The sequence below is a fragment of the Vibrio sp. OPT20 genome (assembly GCF_963889365.1).
Classification (GTDB): Bacteria; Pseudomonadota; Gammaproteobacteria; order Enterobacterales; family Vibrionaceae; genus Vibrio; species Vibrio splendidus.
In genome coordinates this window covers 84919-105372 of the sequence record NZ_CAWPOA010000106.1, presented here as the reverse complement: position 1 = coordinate 105372, position 20454 = coordinate 84919, and the positions used below count along the sequence as shown (strand labels likewise).

Genomic DNA, 20454 nt, shown 5'->3' with positions numbered 1-20454 from the left:
GCGTTGGGTATATGGAAATCACTCTAGAAATATTGGCTATCTTGTTTGTTGTTGCAACGGCGGCAGGCTTTATTGATGCAATGGCTGGCGGCGGTGGATTGTTGACTCTACCTGCATTGCTAGCGGCAGGAGTACCACCAACGCAAGCACTGGCAACCAATAAACTTCAAAGCTCATTTGGTAGTTTTTCTGCCAGTTGGTATTTCGTGCGCAACGGCATCGTTAGTATTAAAGAGATGCGCCTCGCGATCTTTTGTACTTTTATTGGCTCTGCAATTGGCGCCGAGTTAGTCCAGCACATTGATGCGAGTTTACTGACTAGTGTGATACCGCTGCTGCTTATCGCTATCTCTCTCTATTTCCTGTTAGCACCCCAAACAAGAGCGTCTGAAGGAAAACAGAAGATCTCTGAGGCGATGTTTGCTTTGTGTATTGGTGGCGGTGTTGGCTTCTACGATGGCTTTTTTGGCCCAGGAACAGGTTCAATTTTCACGGTATGTTTTGTCGCTATCGGCCACTTCTCTTTAGTGGATGCAACGGCACGCACCAAGATACTTAACTTCACATCGAATATAGCCGCATTGATCTTCTTTATTTTGGCTGGCTTGCCAATTTGGGAATTAGGATTAGTGATGGCAGTTGGTGGTTTTATGGGCGCTCAACTTGGCGCTAAAGTAGTGGTGACAAAAGGGCAGAAATGGATTCGCCCTCTTGTGATCGTGATGTCGATGTTAATGGCGTCTAAACTGCTTTGGGAACAGCATCAACAATGGATTCTATCAGTATTTTAACTCGCGGAGATTGATAGCTGTTCGGCCTTACACAGATATGAATAGGTCGAATTAATCCCTCTAACTCTGGAAAGCTAAACAGGTATTGAGGCTCAATATTGAGTGTTTTTACGATAGAGAGCGGGATCAAAGCCGGCCCTGTCCCACCCAACGCTAGCTGAGCAGCTGCGGTGTAGGCATCCATCTCCATTAAGGGTTTGATGCCGAACTTTTCAAGCACAGATAACTGATACGAGTTTGCCGGATTGGTCATGTCGTTAGTGATGACCCTTGGAGGAAGCTCCGTTAACTGCGACTTACTTACTATGTAAAACGGCTCATCAAACAGGTGGAATGTCATCAATCCATGATGCGGCGGCAGTAAACCAGCACACAACCCCAAGGTCGCCTTACCAGACTGCACTCGCTCGATAATTCTTGGTGTATGGTTAGTGGTGATGGTGATGTATTTATCTTGCTGGATAAATTTCCCCATCATTTCACCTAGATAACCTGCGATCAAAGATTTAGAGCTATCTAAGGTAATGAGAGTGGTATCTTCCAACTCTTGCTGTTCATAAATAAGCCCTCTAAGTTCATTGAATGCTGGGCCAATATTTTCGATGAGCGCGATCGCATCCGGCGTCAGTTTTATCTGTCGGCCACTCGGTTCTATGAGTTTCTTACCTAACTTCTTTTCTAAATTCGCAATCCGTTTGCTGACCGCTGATTGGCTGATATAAAGCAAACTGCCGGTGCGGCTCATGGTCTTTGCTTTGCTCAACACCAATAGAGTTTCGATTCCTTCGAGTAACATTGAGTGATATTCATGAAAGTTGGGAATGATTGAACCAAGTTACCTTAAACGCCATTCATTCTCTAGTCTGAGCTCATAGATATTAAGTAAGCTAGGTTCTTTTAACTAGACTCGCGATGCGTTGGCCAAAATAGAAAGCGGTTTTAAGATCATTACTATTGATGTGATTATTGGTGATCTCAGCTGTCTGATCATCACTGGCGACCAAACCAATACTAGAACCGGTGCGATTCAAGCCTAAGTCATCGATATGCTTTGATATATCAAGCCCTGCCCAAACCATGCCATGCTGACAAGCCAGAGTGAAAAAGCTTAACAAGGTTTGTTGCTGCTCACCGTTTAGGCTACCACCAGTAGTGAAACCTGCAGCGAGCTTATTTCGCCATGCTTTCTTACAGTAGGTATCACTGCTCGCATCCATAAAGCTTTTAAACTGTGCGGCTGGTGAGCCCATGTATGTTGGCGCGCCAAAGATAATCGCATCACAATTGTTTAATGCGCTGAGCTTGTCGTCATTGTCATATCTTCCTTCGACTATTTCAGAAGAGAGCACCTCGATGAGCAGTGCTGAGTTAGATTGTTGAGTGTTAATGCCTTCAGCGATTGTCTCTGCGACTTGCTTAGTCGCTCCATTCTTAGAGAAGAAAACAATGCCTACTTTATTGATACTCATCTTGAACTCCCTTTTGCCAATGTTAGTAAATAAATAGATTTATAAAGTTATTTGTTTATTAATATAGCCTGTGAACTGGATAAGTAAACAAAAAACATTACTAACCTAGTGATGAATGAGTTAATGAGCTAACTAGAGTGTTAAGAAAGGAGGGGGACCTTTGAATAATGGAAATAGAGGAGATAAGTGATTTGAAAGCGAATTAAAAAAGGCTCCTTTGCGGAGCCTCTTAGTCATCGTTCTATCTATTTGATCGCGAAGGTTGGCAATGACAAGTGCCAGCGAATAGCGCCAAGCCTAATTAATAATGTTGTGAACACACCGGCTAAAAATGCGGTTTCTGAATCGTGCCCCATGAGAATCGCCATGGTATGGAAAGCACCACCAATGATACAAGCCGTGGCGTAGACTTCACTTCTTAAGATCATCGGCACTTCACGGGCAAGCACGTCACGGATAATACCGCCACCACAGCCTGTGATAACACCCATGATAATAGCCACTAATGCCGAGTCTTGATAATTCAGCGCTTTCTCAACACCAATGCCAACAAATACGGCTAAGCCTATCGCATCACATACCGGCAATATCCACCAAGCCAGACGTTTAGGACGTCTTACAATAATCATGGTCAGCAAACAGGTAGTGATAATGACCCAAAGGTAGGTGGTATCGGTGATCCAAAACACGGGAGTCGCACCCAATGCCATGTCACGGATAGTGCCGCCGCCAATCGCGGTCACGCTGCCTAGAACGGCTACGCCAAAGGGGTCCATCTTAAGACGGCCAGCGACAAATACGCCTGAGACAGCAAAAATGGCAGTGCCAAATAAATCGATAATATAAAGCAGCATGGAGTCCATGATACTGGTGCTCTTATAGTTAAAATTGTAGGGACAGGTCGGTGGCGAATTGTACGAAAAAACGCAGCAAATAGTTAGTGATTTTGCCTAGCTCTATCGAAGAAATCGCATACTTGTTGGATCGCTTTCAAAGTTCTCGTTGTCGGGCGATTAATCCAGTCAGAATTGAGTGACCAAATCTGATTTTGAGCGACTGCTGGGATCTCGTCCTCCCAAGTTTGCCACATGGTTCCATTCTCAATTGCGTGCTGAGAAGTGAAGATCACTTGCGGTTTCCTTAATACAACTTGTTCAATACCAACTTGTGGATAAGGGGAAGCATTGTCTTCGAAAATATTGTGGCCGCCACAAAATTCAAACACCTCACTTGGCCAGTGCCCTTGAGCGACGGTGATGATCGGCTTTTCACTTAGCTGATAAAAGTAGTTTACGGGCTCAGCATCTTTATATTTTAGTCTTAATGCGTTGAGTTGTTCTTTGTATTGCTTGGCATTGTTTTCCCCAATACTCGGATCACTGGAGTATTGGCTGAGTTGTTCAATATTGGTCGCAATGCTATCTAGGCTTTTGGTTTTCGAGTAGTAAATATTAAACCCAAATTGCTCTAGTTTCGCGAGTTCTCTGGGCGGGTTTCCCGCTGGCCACGCAAGAATTAAATCAGGTTGCAGTGCGATGATCTTCTCTACCTTGATGCCTTGATAGTTTGCCACTTTTTCAAGCTGGTCTGCTTGTGGTGGGTAATCACTCCGCTCACTTACTGCAACAAGGTTACCACCTAAGCCAGCACTGTACGCGAGTTCAGTGGCGTGAGGAGCAAGGCTTACTACGCGTTGAGCTGGCAGTACTTTTTCTGGAGTCAGCGATGTTTCTTCCGCAAATGATAAAGGCAGCCATAAGCTGGAAGACAAAAGAGTAAGGCTTGTAACAAGTGCTGAAGGTTTCACTCTAAATCCCTTGGTGAACAAATAGTAAGATTAGGCTTTGTAAAAATATCCAGATAGCAATACGACCAAACAGCAGCTTCTGAACCTGAGATAGATGCAGAGCTGATGGGACGATTCTTCCCCCCAATTTTGCGCGAATAGCTTTGGTGTTGTTGTAAATAGCAGGGCCACCCAATGATAATTCCAGCTTGTTGCCAACGGCCGTGATCAACCAAGCAGGCCCAGGCAGTGGCCAAGAACGGCTTTGGGCAAGCATCATCTTGAATGTGTGCATTGCTTTATCACCACATACGATCATCAAAGCAAACAAACGCATCGGTATGAATTCGAGGATCGCGACTATCTTGATAGCCGTTGAGCCGAACGGAGAAAATTGCTTGCGACTTGGCGACCAAGCTCGAGCTAACTCGACTACAAGGTGATACATTAAAGCCGCAATTCCACCACCAATGGCGTACCAGAATAAAACACATACCACATTGCGAGCGTAACCCATGATGATGGTTTCAGCAGCGGCTTTGCCAAGCCCAAGTGATGACAGTGATTCAGTTTGACGATTTACAACCGGAGCCAGTAACTGACGAGCGGCAGCTTTATCTTCTCGACCAAGCGCTTTGATCAGATGATTTGCTAGCTTTTCATTATTGCGCCAATCAATCGCCAGTAATAACAGCGCTAATTCAAACAGTTGAGATTGCCAAACCAATGGTTGCAGTGCCAATAGAATTACCAGAGTCGGCAGTACCATTACGCCCCAGGCTAATGTGCCCGAGATTAAGCTTTGGGAATAGTTTTGGTTGTTATTAACCTTGCTTGCTAAAAGCTCAGCAAACTTATGCCATAAGGTCGTGGGATGTGCGGCATGGGGGATAGGTAAAATCAAATGAAAAAGCAGTGCTCCCCACATTACAAGGAGCACGCCATTTGCAAATACCTGATCAAACAGTGTTTGCATGTCTAGTCGCTTACTTTAGTAGGGCAACCATCTTGATAACCATCTCAGAAGAGCTTTGTGCTGCTAGTGGCAGGAACTCTTCGAAGCTCATTGGTGATTCTTTGTCTGCAACGTCAGAGATTGCACGAACGACCACGAATGGTACTTGGAATTGGTGACAAGCTTGAGCGATAGCAGATGCTTCCATCTCTACAGCAACGACAGATGGGAAGTGCTTGCGGATGAACGCTTGGCGTTCTGCTGTGCAAACAAATGCGTCGCCAGTACAGATAAGACCGCGAACGGCGTGCTTATCTTCCATTTGTGCTAGTGCTTGTTCAGCAACAGCCATCAGTTTGTCGTCCGCTTTGAACGCTGCAGGTTGACCTGCCATTTGACCGATTTCGTAACCGAAAGCTGTAACATCTGCATCGTGGTGACGAACTTCAGTTGAGATAACCACATCGCCAAGGTTCAGTGTTGAATCAAAACCGCCAGCAGAGCCCGTGTTCAGTACTACGTCTGGTTGGTATTCGCTTAGTAGGATTGAAGTACCCACTGCAGCAGCTACTTTACCAATGCCTGATTGAAGCAAAACAACGTCAACACCATTTATCTGACCAGAGAAAAAGGTACAACCGCCTTTATTAACTTCAGTAATGTCTGAAATTGCTGCCTTTAGGATCACAACTTCTTGCTCCATTGCGCCAATGATGCCGATTTTCATGTGTAGTCTCTTAATAAATAATATTTAAACAGTAGAGCGAAATTGTAGCATGGATAAGAAGTGTCGAGCGACTGCCCAGAGGCACTTCTCATCCGAATAGCAGCGATTTATCTGCGTATTCTTTTATCTATTTGATCAGGCCTTCGCTTTTTAAGCTAGCGCGAAGTTGTTCAGCACGCTTTCGGTTTACGCCAAAATCAGAGTGACCAGTACGAGACTCTGAACGCACGATCAGTTTGCCATCAGTGATCTTAAGTTCTAAGTCATCGACAAAGCGCATGATGCGAGAAGTACATTCAACACGCAGGTAATCTTCTGTTTTACTCGCGGTTTTCGATCCCGGTAAGGTTAGCGCAACCTGCTCAATCGCATCTAAGTTTGCTGAATCTGATAACTCAAACGCGGCCAATGTATGCTGTTCACGGTCATCTTGAGTTGATACGCAGTTTGGTTTGTCTCCACAAGGTGATGAAGTTCTGTCTTTCATGTCCGTGATTCCTTGGCTGCAAGCGGTTAAAGTCAAAAGAGATAGAGAAAGGAGAGCGGCTTTTTTCATAGTGTTTCCTATGGCGTTGTTTTAGTTTTAATTCTAGTTATCGGTATTGGCTTATTTGCGATTGTTTTACGTATTTTCGTTATGCTTGTGATAAACGTATCTAATTCAAAAAAGGATCCATCATTGGATCCCTTTTTTTATAGTAACGAACTGAGTAATAAAGGAAACCCAATCACACTTCTAGGTAGTCCAAGATCCCTTCTGCGGCTTTACGGCCTTCATCGATAGCGGTCACCACTAAGTCAGAGCCTCGAACCGCATCACCACCGGCAAATATCTTGCTGTTGGTGGTTTGGTATTGAAACTCTTGTTTGCCGGGAGCCTTGATGCGACCCCATTGGTCGAGCTCTACACCGAATGGTTCTAGCCACTCCATTGCATGAGGTTGGAAACCAAATGCCATGATAACGGCGTCTGCTTCAAGAACATGCTCACTGCCTTCTACGGGTTCTGGGCGACGACGACCTGCGTCATCGGGTTCACCTAGCGCCGTTTTCACCACTTTGACGCCAGTAACATGACCAGATGAATCGGTTTCCAATGCTAATGGCTGAAGGTTGAACATGAACTTCACGCCTTCTTCTTTTGCATTCTTCACCTCACGGCGAGAGCCTGGCATGTTGGCCTCATCACGACGATAAGCACAGACGACGTTAGCAGCATGCTGGCGAATAGACGTTCGTACACAGTCCATCGCGGTATCACCACCACCAAGCACAACCACTTTTTTGCCCTTCATGTCGATGAATGGCGTTGGGTTATCCAGTTCCATGACCTTGTAAGTATTGGAAACAAGGAAGGGTAGGGCATCATAAACGCCCGGCGCTTCTTCGTTGTCTAACCCTGCTCGCATGTTTTTATAGGTACCGACCCCTAAGAAAACAGCATCATAGTCATCGACAAGTTGTTGTAGTTGAACGTCTTTACCGACTTCGGTATTCATCTTAAATTCAACGCCCATCCCACTAAAGATACGGCGACGATTTTCCATGATGCTTTTCTCGAGTTTGAACGATGGGATACCAAACGTTAGCAGGCCACCGATCTCCGGGTAGCGGTCAAACACCACGGCCTTCACACCGTTTCGAACTAAGATATCAGCTGCAGCAAGACCTGCGGGGCCAGCGCCAATGATCGCGACCTTTTTGTCAGTCCATTCAACGTGAGACATGTCTGGTTTCCAGCCCATCTCAAAGGCTTTGTCATTGATGTATTTTTCAATGTTGCCGATGGTTACTGCGCCGAAATCGTCGTTGAGGGTACAAGAGCCTTCACATAGACGATCTTGAGGACAAACTCGTCCGCAAACCTCAGGCAAGCTGTTGGTTTGATGGGACAGTTCAGCCGCTTCGATAATGCGCCCCTCATTGGCAAGTTTGAGCCATTGAGGGATGTAGTTATGGACTGGGCACTTCCATTCACAGTAGGGGTTACCACAGTCTAAACAGCGGTCGGCTTGTGCCTTAGCTTGTTGCTTCGTGAAAGGTTCGTAGATCTCTACAAACTCAATCTTACGTATCTTGATTGGTTTCTTCGCTGGGTCTACGCGATTCACATCAATAAATTGGTATACATTCTGGCTCATGATTGGCTCCTTCCAATTATTGCGCTTGAACACGAAGTTCAGCAGAGCTGCGGCTTTGGTGACCGAGCAAGGTGTTGAGATCCGCCGTCTTCGGCTTCACTAGGTAGAACTTTGGAATCCATTCATCAAAGTTCGCCAGAATAGCTTCAGCGTGTACTGAGCCAGTCTCTTCTAAGTGCTCCGCAATCAAGCCGCGCAGGTGTTCTTGGTGGATAAATAGGTCCGACAGAGAAAGTGCTTCGACCGATTCGTTGTTTACACGGCCTTGGAAGTCTTCATTCTTATCCATCACATAAGCAAACCCACCTGTCATACCGGCGCCGAAGTTCACTCCGGTTGCGCCAAGAATGGCAACAATACCACCGGTCATGTATTCACAGGCATTGTCACCTGCACCTTCAATCACGGCAACGGTGCCTGAGTTACGCACGCCAAATCGTTCGCCTGCAGTACCAGCTGCAAATAGCTTGCCTCCGGTCGCACCATACAAACAAGTGTTACCTATGATGGTCGCTTCGTTACAAACAAATGCAGTGCCTTGGTGAGGTTTGATAACCACCTTACCGCCTGCCATGCCTTTGCCGACATAGTCATTGGCATCGCCTGTCAGATATAGCTCAACGCCGCCAGCGTTCCAAACCGCAAAGGATTGGCCTGCTGTGCCATCGAGATACAACTTAATTGGTGACCCCGCCATACCTTGGTTCCCGTAACGTTTGGCAATTTCGCCAGAGATACGAGCGCCAATCGAGCGATCGGTGTTGATTACGTTGTAGTAAAGGCTGGTGGATTGACGTTTCTCAATCGCATCAATGGCATCATCAAGGATCTGTTGGTTGAGTTGCGCTTTATCAAATGGTGCGTTTGGCTCGGTCCAAAACAGTGGGTGACCTTCTGGAGATACCGGAGCTTCGAGTATTGAAGAGAGATCGAGTTTACTCTGTTTCGCAGTGAGGCCTTGAACGGCTTCAAGCAAGTCAGTACGACCAATCAGATCAGTAAGTTTTTCGACGCCAAGTTCTGCAAGGTACTGGCGAACTTCGTCGGCTAGGCCGGTAAAGTAGTTTACTACCATGTCTGGCAGGCCTTTGAAGTATTCACGGCGTAGTGTTTCATCTTGAGTCGCCACACCCGTTGCACAGTTGTTTAGGTGACAAATTCGTAAGAACTTACACCCCATTGCGACCATTGGCGCGGTACCGAAACCAAAGCTTTCAGCACCGAGAATCGCGCCCTTGATAACATCGAGTCCGGTTTTTAAACCACCATCGACTTGCAAGCGGATCTTATGGCGTAGGCCGTTGGCGACTAGTGCTTGTTGAGTCTCCGCTAAGCCAAGCTCCCAAGGGCAACCTGCGTATTTTACCGAGGTCAGCGGGCTTGCCGCGGTACCACCGTCGTAACCGGAGATCGTAATCAAGTCGGCATAGGCTTTCGCTACACCTGTGGCAATGGTGCCTACACCCGGTTCCGATACTAACTTCACTGAAACTAAGGCTTTAGGGTTCACTTGTTTAAGGTCGAAAATAAGCTGCGCCAGATCCTCGATAGAATAAATATCGTGGTGCGGAGGAGGGGAGATCAGTGTCACGCCTTGAACTGAGTATCTCAGTTTGGCGATTTCTGCGGTGACTTTATGCCCTGGTAGTTGGCCACCTTCGCCCGGCTTCGCACCTTGTGCGACTTTGATTTGCAGAACATCCGCATTGGTTAAGTAATGTGGCGTCACACCAAAACGGCCGGAAGCTATCTGCTTGATACGAGAATTACGATCAGTACCGAAGCGTCTTGGATCTTCACCACCTTCACCAGAGTTGGAGTAGCCTCCTAATCGGTTCATCGCCATGGCCAATGCTTCATGAGCTTCAGGGCTCAAGGCACCAATCGACATCGCTGCAGAGTCGAAGCGTTTAAAGAGATCACTGCTCGGTTCGACTTTTTCTAATGCTAGAGGTTGAGCTGCTTTTTTAAGGCTCATTAAGTCACGCAGCATGGCAGCAGGACGAGCATTAACTTGCTTCGCAAAAGATTGATAATCTGATGTTTCGCCTGTCTTTACGGCTGTTTGTAAGGTACTGACTACGTCTGGGTTGTAGGCGTGGTATTCACCGCCATGTACGTATTTGAGCAAGCCACCATGTTCCAGTGGTTTACGCTTAGTCCATGCTTTACGAGATAGGTTATAGATATCTTGTTGGAAGTCGCTAAAGCTAGCGCCTTGGATACGAGTCGTTACGCCTCGGAAACACAAGTCAACGACATCGGTATGCAAACCGACCGCCTCAAATAATTGCGAGCAGCGATAAGAAGCAATCGTCGAGATACCCATCTTCGACATGATCTTATACAGACCTTTGTTGATGCCGTTTTGGTAATTTTGCAATGCAGTGCGATAGTCTTTATTTAAAGAACCATCGTCCAACATTTTGCCCAATGCTTCATAAGCGAGATATGGATAAACTGCGGTTGCACCGAAGCCAAGCAGAACTGCAAATTGGTGCGGGTCACGTGCGGTTGCTGTCTCAACCACGATGTTGGCATCACAACGTAGGTTGTTGTCTGCGAGTCGAGTTTGCACGGCACCGACAGCCATCGCTGCTGGAACCGGGAGCTTGCCTTTCTCTAAGTGCTTGTCTGAAAGTACAATCAAAACAGCACCATCACGGACCTCTTGCACCGCACGATCACACAAGTCATTAATGGCTTGTTCGAGATCTTTATCAGCAGGATCATAGTGCATGCTAAGAATCGCATGGCCATAGTGTTTTTGGTTTAACTGCAGAAGTTGCTGCATGTCAGAGTAGACCAGAACTGGCGAATTAAATGTCACACGGTAGGCGTGACCGTCTGTTTCGCAGAACACGTTCATCTCTTGGCCGATACTGGTGGCTAAAGACATAACATGCTTTTCACGCAGTGGATCAATCGGTGGGTTGGTGACCTGTGCAAACATTTGACGGAAATAGTCAGTGACGAGACGTTCTTTCGAAGAGAGCACAGCCATCGGCGTATCATCGCCCATCGAGCCTACGGCCTCTTGTCCCATATCACCAAGCACACGCAGTACTTGGTCCGACTCTTCGTTGCTCATCGCAAACTGTTTTTGGTAGGTCTTGAGCGTGTCATCGTCAAAGCTGCGCTTACCGACTTGCTCATCGGGCAGATCGGAAAACGGTGTGAGTTTGTGAACGTTCTTTTCCATCCACTCTTTATAAGGGTGGCGACCTTTAAGGTCATTGTCGATCTCGTTAGATTGCCACAATTTACCGCGGCGCGTATCTATGACGAGTAGTTCTCCCGGGCCGACACGCCCTTTCTCTGCCACTTCATCTGGAGCGTAATTCCAGATGCCCACTTCAGAGGCCAGCGTGATCAGGTTGTCTTTGGTAATCACATAACGCGCAGGGCGTAAGCCGTTTCTATCTAGGTTACACGCAGCGTAACGACCGTCAGAAAGGACGATACCTGCAGGGCCATCCCACGGTTCCATGTGCTTAGAGTTGAAGTCGTAGAATGCACGCAGATCGGGATCCATGTCTGGGTGGTTTTGCCAAGCGGGCGGCACGAGCATACGCATCGCTCGGAATACATCCATACCACCGGCAAGGAACAGGTCGAGCATGTTATCTAGGCTTGATGAATCTGAGCCTGTCTCATTCACAAAGGGTGCGGCCGTTTGTAAATCGGGCAGCAGCGGTGAAGAGAATTTATAGGCACGAGCTTTAGCCCACTGACGGTTACCTTCGATGGTATTGATCTCACCATTGTGCGCCAAATAGCGGAATGGCTGAGCCAGTGGCCAACGCGGTTGAGTATTGGTTGAGAAGCGCTGGTGGAACAGGCATATCGCCGATTCCATACGTAAGTCAGCAAGATCGAGGTAAAATCGCGGAAGATCGGCCGGCATACACAAGCCTTTGTAAACCATGACTTGTGTCGAAAGGCTACAAATATAGAAATCTTTGTCTTCGGTGATCTGCTTTTCAATTCGACGACGAGCGATATAAAGGCGTCGTTCAATATCGCGTTCACGCCACCCCGCAGGTGCTGAGATAAACACTTGCTGAATATTAGGAACGGAATCTTTTGCGATTGGACCTAATACGTCGGTGTTGGTCGGCACGACACGCCAACCTGCAACGGTTAACGTTTCTTGAGCGAGTTCTTTATTGACGATGTCTTGCGCGGATTGCGCTTTGATTGGGTCTTGGCTGAAGAAAATCATGCCGACAGCGTATTGCTTGCCGAGCTTGAAGTTATTCTCTTCTGCAATAATTCTGAGATAAGAGTCTGGCTTCTGTAGCAATAAGCCACAGCCATCTCCTGTTTTACCATCCGCAGCAATACCACCACGGTGTGTCATGCGATCGAGGGCTGAAATAGCAGTTCGTACCAACTTATGACTCGGCTGGCCTTCCATTTGCGCTATTAAACCAAATCCACAGTTGTCTTTTTCAAGACTAGGATCATATAGAGCCATTGCAATTCTCCCTTTTGCTTCTCTGTCATCCAGACAGTAAATGACTAACTATTCATATACTTGTTATTTTTTATAAGCTTATAGTTTGTCTTTAGCTAGTTAAAACGTTATTGGTTGTGTTAACAAAACCGATTGGTTTTATTTTCACCAGCTTTACAACGTATAGCTAATTGTGTTTAAGGTCAAGTTCATGGTTAATTATCATGCGTAAACGCGATTAACCACGTAATAATCTAAAATAGTAGAATGATATCAAAGGGATATAAAAGGTAGATGTTAATGGGATTTAACATGTGCAACGAAGGGAATGTCCCAGGAGCCGTAAGGTAGATAGAAAAAAGGCTAGCATCGAGTGCTAGCCAAACATAAAAGTTAGGAAGGGTGTTGCTTTTCCTCTAGGCTAACGTCATCGACGTTAGCCCGAGAAATATTATGCGGAAAGCATGAGTGAATCAGCTTTCGCTTCTAAGTTTGAGTTACCCATTAAGAAGTCATCAATGGCAATTGCACATTCACGACCTTCATTAATACAACGTACAACCAGAGACTGACCAGTACGCATATCACCAGCAGCGAAAACGCCTTTCTGGTTCGTCGCAAAACCTTCAGAAGCGACGTTACCGCGCTCGTCCAGTTTAATGTCTAGTTGAGCAAGCACGCCTGTAGGCTCTGGGTGTAAGAAGCCCATTGCAAGGAATGCCATATCACATGGAATAACACGTTCAGAGTTCGCTACTTCATCAAAACCTGGACGTTCGCCTGGTTTTGCGTCTTGCCAAACGATGTCAGCGATACGTAGACCCGTTACTTGACCTTGATCGTCGCTAATGAACTCTTTGGTTAAGATGTTCCAATGACGTTCACAACCTTCTTCGTGAGAAGTGGTGGTTTTCATGATCATTGGGTATTGAGGCCAAGGCATATTTGCAGGGCGTTTCTCTGGTGGGATCGGCATGATCTCAACTTGAGTAATGCTTGCTGCTTTATGACGGTTTGATGTGCCTACACAGTCAGAGCCTGTATCACCACCACCGATAACCACAATGTGTTTATCTTTAGCGTGAAGCTCTTCTGTCTTAAGATCTAAGTCGTTGGCACGGCGGTTGTTTTGACCAAGGAATTCCATGGCAAAATGAACGCCTTTAAGCTCACGACCTGGGATTGGTAAGTCGCGTGGAACTGTAGAACCACCCGTTAGCAATACCACATCAAACTCTTGTCGTAACTGTTGAGCATTAACATCAACACCGATGTGTTGGTTAACTTTAAATTCAACGCCAGCTTCAGCCATTAGGTTGATCTTACGATCAATTACGTCCATACCCAGTTTGAAATCTGGGATACCGAAGCGAAGTAGACCACCCACTTTCTCGTCACGTTCAAATACCGTTACCGAGTGACCGGCACTGTTTAGCTGTTCAGCTGCGGCTAAGCCTGCTGGGCCTGAACCGATAACTGCGACAGTTTTACCTGTGCGAGAGCGTGGCGTTTTAGGCTTTGCGTACCCTTCACGGTACGCAGTTTCTACAATCGTTTTCTCGATATTACAGATAGTGATTGGGTCTTGGTTGATGCCAAGAACACAGGCACTTTCACAAGGAGCAGGACAAACACGACCTGTAAACTCAGGGAAGTTATTGGTAGAGCTAAGAATGTTCCAAGCCTCTTCCCAGCTGTCGCGATAAACAGCGTCATTGAATTCTGGGATGATGTTACCAATCGGACAGCCGTTGTGACAGAAAGGTACGCCACAGTCCATACAACGAGATGCTTGAGTATTGATCTTTTCACCAAACTCTTCGTTAAGTACGAACTCTTTGTTGTCTTCAATTCGAACTGACGGGTCGAGCTTCTTTGGAAGCTCACGACCGTGTTCTAAAAATCCAGTAGGCTTACCCATTATACTGCCTCCACTTCTTCCGTTTGTGCCTGTTGTGCTTCAGCTTTACGCTTTTGAAGAACCGCTTTGTAGTCGCGTGGCATTACTTTAACTAGCGATGCAACACTTGCTTCAAAGTTGTCTAGGAAAGACTGAGCAACTTCACTTCCTGTGAATTCAACATGCTTAGTTAGCATATCTAGTAGAAGATCTTTATCTTCTTGTTCAATTGGATCTAGGTCTACAAGTTCTGCGTTGAGCTTAGTCTCGAAGTCACCTGCTTTATCCCAAACATAAGCGACACCGCCACTCATACCTGCAGCAAAGTTACGACCCGTTGAACCAAGGATAATTGCCGCACCGCCAGTCATGTATTCACAACCGTGGTCACCAACACCCTCAACAACAACCTTCGCACCAGAGTTACGAACACAGAAACGTTCGCCGGCCATACCGCGAATGAAAGATTCACCAGAGGTTGCACCGTAGAAACATACGTTACCTACCACGATGTTATCTTCAGCAACGATAGTAGATCTTGCATCTGGGTACAGTACCAACGTACCGCCAGACAGACCTTTACCCCAGTAATCGTTCGCGTCGCCTTCTACTTCGAACTTAACGCCTTTCGCAAGGAACGCACCGAAAGATTGACCTGCACTACCGTGGAACTTAACGTTCATTGGCTGTGGTAAACCTTGGTCTTTGTAAACCTTCGAGATTTCGTTCGACAGCATCGTGCCTGCTGAACGGTCCGTGTTGATGATAGGGAACTGAGCGGTAACCGCTTCACCTTTCTCAAGCGCTGGGATTGCAGCCTGAATCAACTTACGGTCTAGAACGTCTTCAAGATTATGATTCTGTGTTGTCTGGTTGTAGATACCATCTTCTGCACGAGCCTGCTCAATGTGCAGTACCGGTGTTAGATCTAGGTTCTTGTACTTCCAGTGACCGATGTCATCACGAACTTTAAGTTTGTGTGATTGACCAACCATCTCATCGATAGAACGGAAGCCAAGTTCAGCCATTACTTCACGTAGACCTTCAGCCATGTATTGGAAGAAAGTGACTACGTCTTCTACGCGGCCGTCGAAACGCTCACGAAGAGTTTTGTTCTGTGTTGCGATACCAACAGGACATGTATTCTTGTGACACTTACGCATCATGATACAGCCTTCAACAACTAGAGCAGCTGTAGCTACGCCCCATTCTTCAGCGCCAAGTAAGGTTGCGACTGCAAGGTCACGTGGTGTTTTCATCTGACCATCAGACTGAACAACGATACGGTTACGTAGGCCGTTTTTCAGTAGTGTTTGGTGCGTTTCCGCTAGACCCAGCTCCCAAGGCAGACCGGTGTGACGGATAGAAGACATCGGAGATGCACCCGTACCACCATCAAAACCTGCGATAAGTACCACGTCAGCTTTCGCTTTCGCTACACCAGATGCAATCGTACCTACGCCTGCTTCTGATACTAGCTTCACGTTGACACGGCCATTACGGTTCGCGTTTTTCAGATCGTAGATCAGCTGAGCCAAATCTTCGATTGAGTAGATATCGTGGTGTGGCGGTGGAGAGATAAGACCTACGCCCGGAGTCGAGTGACGCGTTGCGCCGATCCAGTCATCAACCTTATCACCAGGTAGTTGACCACCTTCGCCAGGTTTCGCACCTTGAGCCATCTTGATTTGCAGCTCATCAGCGTTAGATAGGTAGTAAGACGTTACACCAAAGCGACCAGAAGCCACCTGTTTGATTGCTGAACGTTCCCAGTCGCCATTTTCTTTACGCTCGAAACGTGCTGGATCTTCACCACCTTCGCCTGAGTTTGATTTCGCGCCAATGCGGTTCATCGCGACAGCCAGTGTTGAGTGAGCCTCATGCGAGATTGAACCGAAGCTCATTGCGCCTGTTGCGAAACGCTTAAGGATTTTCTCAATAGGTTCTACTTCTGCTAGAGGAATAGAGCCTGCTGGGTTCTTGATGAAATCAAGTTGGCTACGTAGTGTTGCTGCGTTGTCGCCTTGAGCATCAACGGCGTTCGCGTACTTCTTGAATTGACCGTAATCTTTGTTACGCGTCGATTCTTGAAGTAGAGAAATGGTTTCAGGGTTGAATAAGTGCTTCTCACCACGTTGTTTCCACTGGTAAACACCGCCAACATCAAGAACTTGAGCTGGGATTTCACGAGCAGGGTAACCGACACGGTGACGAACTAATACTTCTCGTGCGATATCGTCGATCGTTAGACCTTGGATACGAGAAACAGTACCAGTGAAGTATTTTTCAACCACTGATTTGCTAACACCAAGTGCTTCAAAGATTTGAGCGCCGTGGTAAGACTGCAGCGTAGAGATACCCATCTTCGAGAAGATCTTCAATAGACCACCGTTAACACCTTTACGGTAGTTATCGAATAACTCACGTGGATGAACGTTTGGATCTAGCTTCTTAGTACGTTGCAGTTCAACAATCGTTTCGATAACTAGGTATGGGTTAACTGCGTTTGCACCGTAACCAATTAAGGTTGCAAAGTGGTGTGTCTCACGAGCATCGCCCGTTTCAACAACGATGTCACACTTAGCACGTAGCCCTTTACGGATTAGGTGGTGGTGAACTGCGCCAACCGCCAGCATTGCTGGAATCGCGGCATGGTTAGAGTTAACCGCACGGTCAGTTAGTAGGATGATAGAGTAGCCATCAATAACCGCATCTTCTGCATATTGGCAGATACGTTTAAGTGCGCGCTCTAACTTACCTTGGTCTCCGTTTGCTTGGAATACGATATCCAGCGTCTTCGATTGAAGGTGCTCATTATCGATTGCACGCAGTTTCTCTAACTCTGAGTTAGAAAGAACAGGAGACTCAAGTTCCACTTTTTGACAGTGTTCAGGCGTTTCAGCAAGTAGGTTCTGATCTTTACCTAGGTAAGTGTTCAGAGACATAACCATACGCTCACGAATCGGGTCGATTGGCGGGTTAGTTACTTGTGCAAACAACTGCTTAAAGTAGTTTGAAAGGTGCTGCGATTGATGAGAAAGAATCGCTAGCGGCCAGTCAGCACCCATTGCAGAAAGTGGCTCGTAGCCTGTTTTTGCAAGAGGGAGAATGATTTCGTTTACTTCTTCAGAGCTCACACCAAACGATTGTTGTTTGTGAAGCAGTTTCTCTGGAGAAGGTTGGTTAAATTCGTTGCTCGCATCGGGTAGCTTTTTCAAGCTCAGAAGGTTCTCTTCAACCCATTTTTCGTAGGGTTGCGACTTAGCGATACCGTCTTTCACTTCTTCATCAGAAATGATGCGGCCTTGCTCAAGGTCAGCAACGAAGATACGACCAGGCTGTAGACGACCACGATATTCAACGTTTTCAGGTGCGATCTCAACAACACCAGACTCAGAAGCCATCACTAGGAAGTCGTCTTTAGTTACTGTGTAGCGAGAAGGACGCAGACCGTTACGGTCAAGAGTTGCACCAACTTGAACACCATCGGTGAAACATACTGACGCTGGGCCATCCCATGGTTCCATTACGTTCGCGTGGTACTGGTAGAACGCACGACGAGTTGGATCCATGTTTTTGTTTTCTTGCCATGCTTCCGGGATCATCATCATCAACGCATGTGGCAGAGTACGACCTGAAAGAACAAGTAGCTCAAGCGCCATATCGAAGTTTGATGAGTCTGAGCTACCTTCTTGACAGATAGGAAGCAGCATGTCGATTTCAGCTTGTGTAAACAGATCCGATTCTAGGATTGCTTCACGTGCTTTCATCCAGTTCAGGTTGCCGCGAACCGTATTGATTTCGCCATTATGCGCGATGTAACGGAAAGGCTGAGCTAGACGCCAACGAGGGAATGTATTGGTAGAAAAGCGAGAGTGTACAAGTGCTAGAGCTGTCACCATGGTTGGGTTTTGCAGATCTAGGAAGTACTGAGGAACTTGTTCAGTTGTTAGCTGACCTTTGTACACCAATGTCTTGTAAGACATTGAGTTGATGTAGAAGTCATCACCGATATTTGAAACGCTTTCTAGGCATACACGAACCGTGTAGTTACGTAGAACATACAGTTTACGCTCAAGCTCTTCTGGTGTGATACCAGGGCCGCCAGAAATAAATACGTGTTCAAATTGAGGTTCAGTACTTAATGGGTCAGCACCAATCATTGAATTGTCAGTTGGAAGTTCACGGTAGCCGATAACTTCTAACTCAAGGCGTTGTGCATTGCGTTCTAGAATGTCACGACACTGTGCACGTTTGTATTCATCTTTAGGGAAAAGTACAACACCAACACCATATTTTTCAAAAGATGGCAGTTTAATTCCAAGCTTTACGGCTTCTTCTAGTAAGAATTCGTGCGGCTTCTGTAGCAGGATACCTGCACCATCACCAGAACACGGATCGCAGCCTTGGCCGCCACGGTGTTCCATACGTGCAAGCATATCGAGTGCTTGAGTTACTACATCATGAGATTTGCGATTCTTTAGATGCGCAACAAAACCGATACCACAAGCGTCATGCTCCAATTCAGGAGTATACAGACCCTGTGAGTTCTGCTCTTGATCTACCATAGATACATCCTTCCAGTTAAATCTAGGCGCAACTTATTTGTATTAAGTTAGCCTTGTCCTTTTATATTTATGGGTCTAAACCTGCCTATGCTGGCGGTTTGAATCCTTTCCGTATCTCGCAGGAAAAGTATTGCGAGAAAAACAATCCTTAGTGATATCCGTTTATTTTTAGCCACAAACTAGTGGTTTATATAGGTGGGATATGGGTATCACCGACTTATTGGCAAGTTTTAGATGTAAGTAAATACTCAAAAATAGCCAATATGTGTAAGTATCCTACAATTTTGTCTAGGCGAATTGCAATGAAAGTTGGTCCATGTAGACCATTTTTTTCGTTTTATTTTGAATTTAATGTCTAACAAATGTGCAACATTAGGCAAATAGAGCCGATTTTTTGCATGTTTATTGATATTTGATAGGTTGCTCGCAAAAAGCCTTGCGTAAACTAATTGGTCGAATTTTGCAGGGATGTAATTTTTTTTCAGAAAAAGACTGAGATTCATTTTTATTTACTTGAGCACTTTGAAAATATGCAATTACACGAGTTGGTTAATACTATCGGCCAAGACCTTCAACGTCGTTATGGCGAAAAGGTTCACAAGCTGACACTTCATGGTGGTTTTAGCTGCCCAAATCGAGACGGCACAATCGGTCGCGGTGGTTGCACTTTTTGCAATGTGGCGTCTTTTTCCGACGAACAAACTCAGATTCAAAGTATTGCCGATCAATTAAAAGACCGTGCGGGTGAGATTGCCCGTGCTAAGAAGTATCTTGCTTACTTTCAGGCATACACCAGCACTTATGCTGAAGTGCTGGTGCTCAAGAACATGTACGAAGAAGCCCTTAAAGCTACGGGTGCCAATATTGTTGGCCTTTGCGTTGGTACAAGACCCGATTGCGTGCCTGATTCTGTATTGGAACTGCTGTCGGGCTACGTGAAACAAGGCTATGAGATTTGGCTAGAGCTCGGGCTACAAACGGCCAATGATAAAACCCTCAAGCGAATTAACCGTGGCCACGATTTCGCGGTGTATGAAACGATCACTCGGCGTGCTCGTGCTTTGGGGATCAAGATATGTACTCACCTTATTGTTGGCCTGCCCAAAGAAACCAAAGCGGATAACCTTGAAACTTTAGATAAGGTATTAGCCGTTGGCACCGACGGTATTAAGCTGCACGGGCTCCATATAGTAGAGGGCAGTACCATGGCTAAGGCGTGGAAGGCCGGAAAGCTAGAAGCACCAAGCCTTGAGGAGTACATTGATATCGCGACTGAGGTGATTCAACGTACTCCAGCAAACGTGGTTTATCACCGAGTATCTTCTGCGGCGAGACGCCCAACGTTACTCTCTCCTTTGTGGTGTGAGAACCGTTGGTTGGCGATGACTGAGATTGGCCGTTCGCTTGATAGAACTGGCGCACAAGGCATCAAAACTGGCTCTGCATTCGAGTACACACTGCCCGTTTTAAACGCGGTCAATTGATAGAAAATGGTGACTGTCGGTAACAGCAGATAAAACCAACAAATAGTGGTAACATTTCCCTCACAGATTTTATGGTATAGATTGAGAGTAAATGGAACTGGTAATGACTTGGTTGTGGGACAGGGCGTATGGCTACGGTATTTATATCGTTGTTGTATTGCTGATTGCTCTCAT

The 20454-nt window shown here is 46.3% G+C and carries 13 protein-coding genes; 2 read left to right on the top strand and 11 right to left on the bottom strand.

Going from position 1 to position 20454, the window contains the following annotated elements; genetic code table 11:
• Positions 1 to 11 precede the first annotated feature (11 nt).
• Positions 12 to 791 (top strand): TSUP family transporter, encoded by a 780-nt coding sequence (locus AACR09_RS22305; RefSeq protein ID WP_009848394.1) that lies wholly within the window; start codon positions 12 to 14, stop codon positions 789 to 791.
• Here the strand turns inward: AACR09_RS22305 and AACR09_RS22300 are convergent.
• The 11 genes from AACR09_RS22300 to gltB (AACR09_RS22250) all read right to left on the bottom strand — a co-directional run bounded on the left by AACR09_RS22300 (position 742) and on the right by gltB (AACR09_RS22250) (position 18796).
• Positions 742 to 1587 carry a LysR family transcriptional regulator gene (locus tag AACR09_RS22300; RefSeq protein WP_193835720.1) on the bottom strand — a complete coding sequence of 282 codons (846 nt, stop codon included), beginning with the start codon at positions 1585 to 1587 and terminating at the stop codon, positions 742 to 744. The genes AACR09_RS22305 and AACR09_RS22300 overlap by 50 nt on opposite strands.
• 91 nt (positions 1588 to 1678) lie before the next feature.
• On the bottom strand, positions 1679 to 2260 hold the full coding sequence (locus AACR09_RS22295; protein ID WP_193835719.1) for a flavodoxin family protein: 582 nt from the start codon (positions 2258 to 2260) through the stop codon (positions 1679 to 1681).
• 245 nt (positions 2261 to 2505) lie between these two features.
• Complete coding sequence (locus AACR09_RS22290; protein ID WP_004734978.1) at positions 2506 to 3123, bottom strand: TRIC cation channel family protein; 618 nt, start codon at positions 3121 to 3123, stop codon at positions 2506 to 2508.
• Positions 3124 to 3197: 74 nt separating this feature from the next.
• The gene (gene btuF, locus AACR09_RS22285; RefSeq protein WP_193835718.1) at positions 3198 to 4067 is read right to left on the bottom strand and encodes a vitamin B12 ABC transporter substrate-binding protein BtuF; all 870 of its coding nucleotides are present in this window, start codon (positions 4065 to 4067) and stop codon (positions 3198 to 3200) included.
• A gap of 1 nt (position 4068) precedes the next feature.
• A complete protein-coding gene (locus AACR09_RS22280) occupies positions 4069 to 5022 on the bottom strand; it encodes a cobalamin biosynthesis family protein (protein WP_193835717.1) in 954 nt (317 codons plus the stop codon).
• Between the two features lie 10 nt (positions 5023 to 5032).
• Positions 5033 to 5728, bottom strand: a complete 696-nt coding sequence (gene mtnN / locus AACR09_RS22275) for a 5'-methylthioadenosine/S-adenosylhomocysteine nucleosidase (RefSeq protein ID WP_193835716.1) — start codon at positions 5726 to 5728, stop codon at positions 5033 to 5035.
• A gap of 127 nt (positions 5729 to 5855) precedes the next feature.
• Positions 5856 to 6284 carry a DUF1499 domain-containing protein gene (locus AACR09_RS22270; protein ID WP_065207238.1) on the bottom strand — a complete coding sequence of 143 codons (429 nt, stop codon included), beginning with the start codon at positions 6282 to 6284 and terminating at the stop codon, positions 5856 to 5858.
• A 172-nt stretch (positions 6285 to 6456) separates the two neighbouring features.
• On the bottom strand, positions 6457 to 7869 hold the full coding sequence (locus tag AACR09_RS22265; RefSeq protein WP_102542282.1) for an FAD-dependent oxidoreductase: 1413 nt from the start codon (positions 7867 to 7869) through the stop codon (positions 6457 to 6459).
• A 16-nt stretch (positions 7870 to 7885) separates the two neighbouring features.
• The gene (gene gltB / locus AACR09_RS22260; protein WP_029406054.1) at positions 7886 to 12349 is read right to left on the bottom strand and encodes a glutamate synthase large subunit; all 4464 of its coding nucleotides are present in this window, start codon (positions 12347 to 12349) and stop codon (positions 7886 to 7888) included.
• A gap of 430 nt (positions 12350 to 12779) precedes the next feature.
• Positions 12780 to 14249 carry a glutamate synthase subunit beta gene (locus tag AACR09_RS22255; RefSeq protein ID WP_004734985.1) on the bottom strand — a complete coding sequence of 490 codons (1470 nt, stop codon included), beginning with the start codon at positions 14247 to 14249 and terminating at the stop codon, positions 12780 to 12782.
• Positions 14249 to 18796 carry a glutamate synthase large subunit gene (gene gltB / locus AACR09_RS22250; protein ID WP_004734986.1) on the bottom strand — a complete coding sequence of 1516 codons (4548 nt, stop codon included), beginning with the start codon at positions 18794 to 18796 and terminating at the stop codon, positions 14249 to 14251. The genes AACR09_RS22255 and gltB (AACR09_RS22250) overlap by 1 nt, the downstream gene beginning before the upstream one ends.
• 530 nt (positions 18797 to 19326) lie before the next feature.
• Here gltB (AACR09_RS22250) and AACR09_RS22245 point away from each other — a divergent pair.
• A complete protein-coding gene (locus AACR09_RS22245) occupies positions 19327 to 20280 on the top strand; it encodes a TIGR01212 family radical SAM protein (RefSeq protein ID WP_193835715.1) in 954 nt (317 codons plus the stop codon).
• Positions 20281 to 20454: the final 174 nt, after the last annotated feature.

What these genes read in the sequence shown, in the direction of transcription:
- AACR09_RS22305 (WP_009848394.1), top strand. Translation starts at nt 12, where the DNA reads ATGGAAATCACTCTAGAAATATTGGCTATCTTGTTTGTTGTTGCAACG.
- AACR09_RS22300 (WP_193835720.1), bottom strand. Translation starts at nt 1,587, where the DNA reads ATGTTACTCGAAGGAATCGAAACTCTATTGGTGTTGAGCAAAGCAAAG.
- AACR09_RS22295 (WP_193835719.1), bottom strand. Translation starts at nt 2,260, where the DNA reads ATGAGTATCAATAAAGTAGGCATTGTTTTCTTCTCTAAGAATGGAGCG.
- AACR09_RS22290 (WP_004734978.1), bottom strand. Translation starts at nt 3,123, where the DNA reads ATGGACTCCATGCTGCTTTATATTATCGATTTATTTGGCACTGCCATT.
- AACR09_RS22280 (WP_193835717.1), bottom strand. Translation starts at nt 5,022, where the DNA reads ATGCAAACACTGTTTGATCAGGTATTTGCAAATGGCGTGCTCCTTGTA.
- mtnN (WP_193835716.1), bottom strand. Translation starts at nt 5,728, where the DNA reads ATGAAAATCGGCATCATTGGCGCAATGGAGCAAGAAGTTGTGATCCTA.
- AACR09_RS22270 (WP_065207238.1), bottom strand. Translation starts at nt 6,284, where the DNA reads ATGAAAAAAGCCGCTCTCCTTTCTCTATCTCTTTTGACTTTAACCGCT.
- AACR09_RS22265 (WP_102542282.1), bottom strand. Translation starts at nt 7,869, where the DNA reads ATGAGCCAGAATGTATACCAATTTATTGATGTGAATCGCGTAGACCCA.
- gltB (WP_029406054.1), bottom strand. Translation starts at nt 12,349, where the DNA reads ATGGCTCTATATGATCCTAGTCTTGAAAAAGACAACTGTGGATTTGGT.
- AACR09_RS22255 (WP_004734985.1), bottom strand. Translation starts at nt 14,249, where the DNA reads ATGGGTAAGCCTACTGGATTTTTAGAACACGGTCGTGAGCTTCCAAAG.
- gltB (WP_004734986.1), bottom strand. Translation starts at nt 18,796, where the DNA reads ATGGTAGATCAAGAGCAGAACTCACAGGGTCTGTATACTCCTGAATTG.
- AACR09_RS22245 (WP_193835715.1), top strand. Translation starts at nt 19,327, where the DNA reads ATGCAATTACACGAGTTGGTTAATACTATCGGCCAAGACCTTCAACGT.